At 33.5% G+C, this 9,673-nt stretch carries 8 protein-coding genes; 6 read left to right on the forward strand and 2 right to left on the reverse strand.

Translation table 11 applies throughout. From position 1 onward, the window contains the following. Positions 1-330: 330 nt before the first annotated feature. The 5 genes from H532_RS0113525 (at position 331) to abc-f (ending at position 8,052) form a co-directional block, all read left to right on the forward strand. Positions 331-2,202: a KAP family P-loop NTPase fold protein gene (locus tag H532_RS0113525; RefSeq protein WP_027725919.1), complete on the forward strand. Its 1,872-nt coding sequence runs from the start codon at positions 331-333 to the stop codon at positions 2,200-2,202. Between the two features lies 1 nt (position 2,203). Then, complete coding sequence (locus H532_RS0113530) at positions 2,204-2,923, forward strand: hypothetical protein (protein WP_027725920.1); 720 nt, start codon at positions 2,204-2,206, stop codon at positions 2,921-2,923. Next, complete coding sequence (gene qatC / locus H532_RS0113535; RefSeq protein WP_027725921.1) at positions 2,916-4,346, forward strand: Qat anti-phage system QueC-like protein QatC; 1,431 nt, start codon at positions 2,916-2,918, stop codon at positions 4,344-4,346. The genes H532_RS0113530 and qatC overlap by 8 nt, the downstream gene beginning before the upstream one ends. Beyond that, a complete protein-coding gene (locus H532_RS0113540; protein ID WP_027725922.1) occupies positions 4,339-5,079 on the forward strand; it encodes a TatD family hydrolase in 741 nt (246 codons plus the stop codon). The genes qatC and H532_RS0113540 overlap by 8 nt, the downstream gene beginning before the upstream one ends. A gap of 1,326 nt (positions 5,080-6,405) precedes the next feature. Next, complete coding sequence (abc-f, locus tag H532_RS0113550) at positions 6,406-8,052, forward strand: ribosomal protection-like ABC-F family protein (RefSeq protein ID WP_211231979.1); 1,647 nt, start codon at positions 6,406-6,408, stop codon at positions 8,050-8,052. Between the two features lie 425 nt (positions 8,053-8,477). On the opposite strand, the gene H532_RS21120 is transcribed toward abc-f, so the two are convergent. After that, the gene (locus H532_RS21120; protein ID WP_081412473.1) at positions 8,478-8,789 is read right to left on the reverse strand and encodes a LysR substrate-binding domain-containing protein; all 312 of its coding nucleotides are present in this window, start codon (positions 8,787-8,789) and stop codon (positions 8,478-8,480) included. On the opposite strand from H532_RS21120, the gene H532_RS21125 reads away from it, so the two are divergent. Next, positions 8,788-9,108 carry an MFS transporter gene (locus H532_RS21125; RefSeq protein ID WP_425426294.1) on the forward strand — a complete coding sequence of 107 codons (321 nt, stop codon included), beginning with the start codon at positions 8,788-8,790 and terminating at the stop codon, positions 9,106-9,108. The genes H532_RS21120 and H532_RS21125 overlap by 2 nt on opposite strands. Positions 9,109-9,376: 268 nt before the next feature. Here H532_RS21125 and H532_RS18975 read toward each other — a convergent pair. Continuing rightward, a partial coding sequence (locus tag H532_RS18975; RefSeq protein ID WP_245566455.1) for a transposase occupies positions 9,377-9,673 on the reverse strand: 297 nt, incomplete at its 5' end.

Genomic DNA, 9,673 nt, shown 5'->3' on the forward strand with positions numbered 1-9,673 from the left:
CCTTTTTTCACTTGATCATTCGTCAGGTATTTTCATGTCACAAACTGCGAGTGGTAAGCTTTTGATCAAAATGTAGGTTGTTCAGTAGTCCCTAAATAGTTTAACCAATATATCGAAATAAAACACATTAATACTTAAAAAAAGTAGTAGAATATTGATGAAGAAATTTTTAAATATAATAATTATTTATGAAAGTATTTTAAAGGAGGAGGGTTTATAACAAGAAAATATTAAAAGGATACAATCATGTTTTATTAATACATATTGTTTACTGAGAATGGTAATATGTGAGTATTGCATTTAGTTGTATATCGTGAGGTGGATTATATTATGTGGGCTGATGACGCTTCAAAAATTGATATGCTGGCCTATCAACCATACGCTGATTTGATTACTGAGATAGCCATTAGTGAAAGAATGAATCCTTTAACTATTGGGCTTTTTGGGAATTGGGGAAGTGGTAAATCAACATTACTAAATTTAATTGAAGAACAAACAACAACTTATACTGACAGGAATATTGCAGTAGTAAAAGTGAATGCATGGATGTTTGAAGGATATGAAGATGCAAAGACGGCTTTAATGGAAGCAATATTACAGGGAATGAAGGAAAATAAAACATTCTTTGAAACTTCCTTAGATAAAATTAAGAGTTTAATTGAAAGAATTAATTGGATAGCAGTTGGAAAGAGAGTTTTACAGCAAGGGATTCCTTGGGCTATTAGTGGAATGACTGGTTTACCACCTTTAGTAATGTTGCCGGAGTTTTCAGATTTCGAAAGTCCTGAAAATGTGCAGAAGCAGATTGATAAGGTACAGAAATTTTCGGAAGAATACATAAAAACTAATCCAAAAGAAAGCGTTGTACAAAATATACGCGGATTTCGTGAGGATTTTAGTAGCTTAATTGAGAATTCTACTGTAGATAATTTAATAATTTTAATTGATGATTTAGATAGATGTAGTCCGGATAGGATTATAGAAACGCTTGAGGCAATAAAGTTGTTTCTTTCAGTTCCAAAAACAACTTTTATCATAGCGATGGATGAAAGTATAATATCATATTCAATAAAAAGGAAATATCCGCAATTAGATGATGAAGGCGTAGATGTATCGACTGATTACATAGAGAAAATTGTTCAACTTCCTATTAAAATAGCAGAGTTAGCTGAAAGTGACGTTAAGAATTATATGCTATTGCTTATTGCAGAAATGTTTTTAGAGGAGAACTCGTTAAATCAACTTATTGAAATATTAAAGAAGAAAGGGATATTCATTAAAGGAGAAATAATAACTGGAACTGAAATAATAGATATAATTCAAAATGAAATAAAAGTTGAAGGTTCAAAATACAAAATTGGTGCTACCCAAGATGAATTTGAACAACAAATACAGATATTTAATAGTATTGGGAGTATTGTTGCTTCCTCGTTAAAAGGAAACCCACGACAAACTAAAAGGTTTTTAAACACGTTTTATATACGTAAAAGACTAGCAGAAATCCAAAAGCTGGATCTTAATATTGCTATTTTAGCTAAATTAATGGTATTAGAGTACTTTGATAAAGATTTATTTAAAGAGTTATTTCAATGGCAATTTGAGCATGGTGGAAAGCCATTACAGTTAAGTATGCTTGAAAAGAGAATTTTGGACGATAGTGAAGATAATAATACTATTAATATTGAAGATATAACTAAAAATACTGCTTGGTTAAGTGATAAGATGAAAAGATGGTTTGGAACAGAACCGAGACTATCTGGTATAGACCTATCCCCATACTTTTATTTAGCGAGGGATTCAATCTCTGATAGTAGACTGTTCTCAACTAACTTAAATCAAGAGGAAAGAAAGTATATAAGTCAGATATGTAACCTTGAAATTCACATAGCAGTACGAAGAAAGAAAATAGAACAGATGCTTAAAATGGACGAAATCACAAGAAATGAAGTATTCAAAGGAGTATTAGAAAAGTATCATCAAGATCATGCTCAATTAGAAACATTAATTGAAATTTATAAGATTATACCTCAATATAAATCTAGAATTTTTGAGATCTTTAAAAAGATAAGTATTGATAAGATTAGCATAAACGAAGTTCTTCTTTTCCAACAACTGGACAATGAATCGTTTCAAGCATTGAAAAAATATTTTGTAGAAGAGAAAAAAGCAGATAGTAAACTATGGAATTTGGCGGGTGAATAGAATGGGGACATCAAAAGGGTACTTACCACCAACAGGATATTTATGGCCAGAAGTGAAAAGAGACGTCACCAAAATGGTAAAAGATAACTTTTCTCCATCATCAGTTGATAGAGCTATCTCAAAATTTGCGAAAGTAATGAGTAGTTCCAGAGGTTCAGGAGCAAATGCAGCGAGAGCAGTCCAATCAAGTCGAAATGCCCTTAATTTTATTGATTCGGTAAGAAGTTATGGATTTTTCGAGACGTTAGACCGTTTCGGTTTATCTCATTTGAAGAAAGAGACCCCTGTAAATGTTCGTAAAGGCCTTCTACAATATTTTAGTGAAAGTGGAAATGAGTTTTATGATAGCATTTCAAATCAGAGTATGAATGAGTTGATGAGGGAACTGTTTAAAGGTGTAGATGACGTGAATGAGTATGAACAAGTATTAAAGGAATTAGATACAGGGGTTTTTATTAAAGAATTTATTATTAAATTTATACAAAATTGTTTTTTTGCTAACTTTGCAGAAAAACTTATAAGTTTATTTGATAACTTAAATCAATACCAGATGGCAGAGAAGATTGTGAAAACACACATAAGAAACTCAATAGAAAAAAACTTTTCAATCGAGAAGATTCATAGAATAGATTGGAGTGGTCAAGAAGGTAATAAGATCATAAATAATACGTATAAAAGGACTCTTGAAATCCTTTCTACTTGGAGTGAGGTAAATGTATAATATATGGATTAATAAGAATAGTAATGATTTTAATCCGGGTAAATCTGAAGAGGAACAATTTTTTATTTTTAACTTATTTGATAAGACGAATAAATCGAATGTTAAAACCGATATGGAACAACTTTGGAGAAAATTTGGTAAAAAGAGTCTCTCTACAGTAAATGAAGACTTTCTTGTTATTGCTTCAAGTGTATTCTGTGCAGATAAGCGACTGCCACGTAAAGATTCATCTGATAATTGGACAAGAATAATAAAATTATCAATTCCTGTTTTGGAATTTGAAAAATGGAATTCAGTAAAAGAAGAGCTTGAATACACGATTGGTTTTTTAAGTGGTGATAAATGGATATTTGACTTTAGACAGACAGATCAAAGATTTAGAGCTGATAAAACAAATACAAAAAATCTCATCTCCATTCATAAACATGATTCAATCAGTCTGTTTTCTGGAGGATTAGATTCATTTTGTGGTGCATTAACACTGTCGGAGAATAATAATAACACGCTCTATATTGGTTTTAGAGAATATAATCTTTTAACGAATCGCCAAAGGGAGTTATTTGACTCTATAAGTAACTATTATCCAAAGTTGAATATTGAATTGCTTCTTTTTAGTGTTAATCCATTGGCTCCAATTAGAATTGGAGGAGACCCAAAAAAACTTGCTGTTGAAAGTACAAGCCGAAGTAGGTCATTATTATTTATTGCGGGTGCGATATCTGTAGCCTCAATTATTGGTAAAGAAACACCAGTTTATATACCTGAAAATGGTTTTATTGGTGTAAATGTTCCACTGACTGATAGCAGATCGGGTAGTTGCAGTACAAGGACTACACACCCTATTTTCATTAAGTCATTGAATAATATTCTTGAAAAAGTCGGCATTGAGAATAAAGTGTCAAACTTTTACTGGAACAAATCAAAAGGAGAAATATTAGAGGAACATCAAAGCAACCCTATTTTTAAGCAGTATGCTTCAAGAACCTTATCGTGTTCACATCCTTGTCAATCTCGTTATGATAAAAAGAAAAGTGATAAAGTGGAAACACCATGTAATTGCGGTTATTGCTATCCATGTCTAATTAGAAGAGCTTCTTTTTCTAAAATAGGTAAGGATAATACTCGTTATAATCCTCTGTATGAATTGGGTAAGGACTTCATATTAAACCATAATAATAATCAAGGAAGAGCAAGTGATTTAAAAGCGGTACTTTTTAGTTTAAGGAGATATATAGAACATAAGGAAAACAGAGAATATATTAGAAGTCTTTTAATGAGACAGGGGCCATTGGACAATGAAGAGTTAGATGGTTATGAGAGGGTTTATCATCAATCGATGGAAGAGATACTGGAGATGGTAAAAAGTATCGGAAATGGTCTAATGGATTTTGCAGGTATAGAGGAAGTTGAAATCAATGAGTAATCTATCTGATATGCACATTCATATTGACTATTTTAAGAACTATAAACAAATATATAGTTCTTTTGAAAGAAATAAAACTTACGCTTTGTTTGTAACAAATTTACCAGAGATTTTTCAAAAGTGTAGGGATGAATTTCTAGAAAACAAGTACGTTAAATTGGGTCTGGGGTTTAATCCTCAATTGGCTGAAAAGTATAAATTCAATCGAAAACTATTCAATGCGATGCTTCCTATGACAAAGTATGTTGGAGAAGTTGGGTTAGACTATTCTAAAGACTCCGTTCACACAAAAGCAGAGCAACAAAAAATATTTGATTTTATTTGTTCTGAATCTGCAAAAACAAAGAAAATAATGTCAATTCATTCTCGTAGAGCTGAAGCAGATGTATTAGCGATATTGAAAAACAATAAAGTAGAGTTTGCAGTATTTCATTGGTACACAGGTACTAAGGAATTAGCGTATAAAATTGTAGATCAAGGATATTACTTTTCTGTCAATTATTCAATGTTATCTTCAAAGAAGGGGTTCGAGTTGATAAAGACTCTTCCAGTAGACAGACTTCTAATAGAAACAGATGCTCCATTCGGTAGAGCAAATTTAAAAGGAAATCAATACAATCTGTCTGAAATCTATTATCAGTTTTCAAAGAAATTGGGTATAGATCATTTTGATAAAATAATTTATAAAAACTTGAAGAGTCTTTTAATAAAGCAAAGAGATTCATTAAGCTAAATTTATTAGGAATTATCAAAGGGTTAGGTATCTTCGATATGAAAATGGTTTCACTTTTCATTAGATAAAAAGAGTAGATTCTATTATAAATAAATTACTGGTGTTTTATTTTTATTTCAATCCATGATTCTAAGGCAAACACTACTACATACATATATCTGCGATTACCAATCAAGCCATGTGGAGTGCGTTGCATTGGTGTCAAGGGTGTAAGCCTAGATTTTGCTGGGTTTCCGGAATTATATTCAAGTTGTCTACTCGACCTAAAGGGCAAAAATGCGTACATGGGAACATAACGAAGGGGTGTTTTTAGGATAAAATTCGAATCACAAAATAGGAAGGGTCGATTAGACAGAATAGATAACGGGCATTTTTCATAGGGTTGAGGAGACAGGATGGATGTATATTCTGTGCAAGAATGCTCATCTCCTAAAGGGAAAGCCCTTTCTTAGCTATAATGAAAAGGAATATTGAAACTGTATTAATTGAAGATGTGGACGAGAGCACAGCAGATACTGATAAAAGGCTGGAGGAACTTTAAATCAAGTTGATATACGATAATATTGTCAATGAGATTTACCACTACGGGACTTAAGGTGAGAAACCCTTTCAAGAAACGCCCTCCGCAAAAATAAAGAGGTCTCGGGTTACCGAAATGACTGAATTACTTAATATTGAAACCGATAATATTATGGAGTTTGCTGATAAACTGGTTCGAAAACTAGTTGAAAAAGCGTTTGTACATGTTGACAGGATAATGGTAGAGTTTAATAAGTCAGGGTTAGAAATAGAATTAATCCTATAGTCCTTATAGAATTGATATCACTCTTCATTGAGCCGACTTCTTCACTCATGGAAGAACGGCCATAAACCTTTCCTCCATACCGACCCCACCTTGCTAATGATATAACATATTTAGTTATGGTGCATAGGGATTTGACATAAAAGTTGATTAATTTTATAATTTAATTCAGTAGTTTTTGGCTAATAAAAAGACTAATTATGAGCCTAAGGAATAATTTAAAAATATAAGAAAGGTAAGGTATCTACAGAAAATGTCCAATTAATTCACTTTACTAGGAAAATGTATTTGTGAGTAAGCCGTTGGGAAACGGCTTAGTAATCATGCATTTTTACCTGTGAGTGGATAGTATGACTTCTGTAGATACACTCGATAACTATACTTTGCGGTTGATTCTGTTGCCTGAGAGAGTACAATATTTTTTGGCCTGCAGGAATGGACAATTGAAGGTATAGTTCTTTTAAAATGTTTTAAATCTACAAGATACTATCCTCTCCCAGTTAATTTAGGAGGGGTTTTTTATTTTGTTAGTAGAATGTAGAAATCTAAAAAAATCATATGGAGATCGTCTTATTTTAGATATCGAAAATCTTTGCATATATGATCAAGATCGCATTGGTATTGTGGGAGTAAATGGGGTAGGAAAAACAACTCTATTGAATCTTTTAAGCCAAAGAATAGAGCCAGATGAAGGATGGGTCAAACTTTATGGGAAATGCTCCTACATCTCCCAACTGGAGCCCCCTGAGGAAGAAACCATTCAGCAAGAAATGGCGTCAAAATTTAAGGTTCCCCATACCTATTGCGAGAGTATGAGCGGGGGAGAAAAAACCCGCTTTAAACTGGCAGCCTGCCTAAGTCAAAATAATGCTATGATTTTCGCTGATGAACCCAATAGTAATATGGATATAGAAGGGATTCAATTAGTCGAAAACTCCTTTGCCGAATATTCTGGAGCCTTAGTCCTGGTCTCACACGATCGAGATTTGCTAGATCGTCTGTGTACCAAAATTATCGAAATAGAAGAAGGGAAAATCAAAACCTATTCCGGTAACTATAGTGAATATATTAAGCAAAAGACTGAGGAGCGAGAGCGAGCTCAATTTGAATACGAGCAATATGTTAAGGAAAAGAAGAGACTAGAAAGGATCATAATCTCTACTCGAGAAAAAGTAAAATCAATGCGAAAGACTCCCCGAAGGATGGGTAACTCTGAGGCTAGACTCCACAAGATGGGTAATCAAAAGGCAAAAGCTAATTTGGATCGTGCTATTAAAAATGTGGAGGCAAGAATTCAGCATCTAGAAGTTAAGGAGAAACCCACAAAAATCGAAAAAATCAAGTTAGACATTGGGGATGTTCAGAAAATATATAGCAAAGTGATCACCGAAGGAAAAGCACTCAACAAGAGCTTTGGGGAAAAAGTGATCTTTAAAGATGCTCAGTTTCATCTAGAAAATGGAGCTAAGGTAGGCTTAATAGGTCCCAATGGGTGTGGAAAAACCACTTTGCTAAAAATGATCCTGAACCAAGAGCCCCCAATAAAGATTGCTCCTAATGTAAGAATTGGTTATTTCAGTCAGGAGTTAAGCATCTTAGAGGAAAATAAGAGCATCCTCGACAATGTCATGGCAGAAAGCGTTTATGACGAGAGTTTTGTAAGAATATTATTGGCCCGCCTTCTTTTCAAAGGCGATAGCGTGTTTAAAAAGGTTAGGATTTTAAGCGGAGGAGAGCGAGTTAAGGCTTCTTTTGCAAAAATAATATGTAGTGGCTTTAACCTATTGATCCTTGACGAACCTACAAACTATCTGGATCTAAACTCTCTGGAAGTAGTGGAAGAAGTTCTGCGAGAGTATGAACACTCCCTGCTCTTTGTCTCCCATGATCGGCGCTTTATAAATTCAGTAGCTAATCAGATCATGACCATCGAAGACCACAAGATTAAAACTTTCAAGGGTAGCTATGAAGAATATATGGCTAGTAGGACTGAAGTGATAGACAGGGAAAAAGAGCAGATTGAGGAAGAAATCTTACTATTAGAAACACGTTTGACGGAGGTAATAAGTAAAATTTCTATGCCCTCCAAAAAGGATGATCCAAAGCTTTTAGAGGTAGAATACCGTGAACTTTTAGAGCGAATCCGCCATTTGAAAAATTTCCTTAAATAAGTCTAAATACAATAAGTGCTGACAGCCTGTAATCTATGGTGGAAAACTGGGATCATGAATCGAAAGATGGCTAAGTCTTATAAAGAGATTTAGTATTGATAACAAAGAATGCGCAGTTAATTGAACCCTGAAACAAAGGTTTTCAGGCTTTCGTTAAAAATCACCGAAAGCTGGAAACCTTATTTTTTATCTTTGAAAAGCAACACAGGCTTTAAATGCATCTTTGTGTTGAACTGCTTTTTGCCATGCGAGTTAGAGTAATCGAAAGTTTGATTTACGGATAGGCATGCGTAAATGCAGCGCTAACAAACTCGGCGAGTCCTGGTGTTTTTTCGTCCAACTCCTTTTGTTTATATATGGAATAATTTAATGAATTAGTAGATTATAAGATTTTTTAGCGTTTCAAAAAATTACAAAATGTGGAATCATCCCTCGAGATTTTTGCTCTTCAGGAACTTTAACAAACTCTCAATTTGTTTTGCGTTTTTATTTTTCTTTAAGTAAGTTAAATATATCGTTCTTGTTGGAATTCTCGAAAGGGATTCATATTCTATTACTTTTAACGATCCATTATTTATTGAGTCCTCGACTATACTGTTTAACATAAAACCGATGAATTTATTTTCTATTAACATTTTTAAGGCAATACCAGTGTGATCAACCCTAAATCGCATAAAATCGTGATTTCCTATTTCTTCTTCAAACCATTCGGCAAAGGGATGTCTCCAAATAGCGATTCCTTCTTCATTAGTTCTTTATGTTTTTGTTGTCTTTTTCACATTAGGTGAGATCATTATTTTACCAGTAATAAATGATTTAGTTGCAGAGATAGCTCCCTCACAATATTTAAGTACTTATTATGGATTTGTAGACATTGGATGGGCTTTAGGTGCTACATTCGGTAATCTCATTGGTGGAATTCTTTATGATTTTTTAATACACACGGGTGTTGTATGGATAAATTGGTCAATCTATACTGGTATTGCAATTGTATCGATTTTGTTAGTATCCTCATTATTAATGAATCCCAAACAAAAGAGAACGAGATCTATATAGCTAAGTAAATACTATTTAATATTTTCATATGACCTGTTTCTATTTCCGAAATAATATTTTTAATTCAATTCATTTTAATAATAGATAACATAATTATTCGTCAAAAACGTAGGTGAATAAAATTATGGGAGCAATAGTATATGAAGAAAAATTCTTATAAACTGTATCGAATTGTTTCGGGTGTCATTATTTCAGATAATAAGATACTTTTAGTTCAAAATAAAGACGAGAATGGTAATTAGGGACTACTGAACAACCTACATTTTGATCAAAAGCTTACCACTCGCAGTTTGTGACATGAAAATACCTGACGAATGATCAAGTGAAAAAAGGAAAAAAAAGTATCCCGAAGGATCTTTTCAAGGTTCATAACCAGAAACTGCAGGGCAATGACGGTTTCACTTGTCTGTCGAAGGCGTGCTCGAATAAGACCAAGCCCATATGTACGCTTGCCCTCGCCAAATTTGCCTTCGACGGCGTTCCGATCCAAGGCGTCCTGGTATTCTATTCGTTTTTGGGCGCTGTCTTCCTCACTGTCTTTTAAAGGCCGGCCCAGTTTCGGTCC

The sequence above is a fragment of the Tuberibacillus calidus DSM 17572 genome (genome assembly GCF_000430685.1).
Taxonomy (GTDB): domain Bacteria; phylum Bacillota; class Bacilli; order Bacillales; family Sporolactobacillaceae; genus Tuberibacillus; species Tuberibacillus calidus.

Bases quoted from the DNA above. Each gene is read 5' to 3' on its own strand.
- H532_RS0113540 (WP_027725922.1), top strand. From the start codon at position 4,339: ATGAGTAATCTATCTGATATGCACATTCATATTGACTATTTTAAGAAC.
- qatC (WP_027725921.1), top strand. From the start codon at position 2,916: ATGTATAATATATGGATTAATAAGAATAGTAATGATTTTAATCCGGGT.
- H532_RS0113530 (WP_027725920.1), top strand. From the start codon at position 2,204: ATGGGGACATCAAAAGGGTACTTACCACCAACAGGATATTTATGGCCA.
- H532_RS0113525 (WP_027725919.1), top strand. From the start codon at position 331: ATGTGGGCTGATGACGCTTCAAAAATTGATATGCTGGCCTATCAACCA.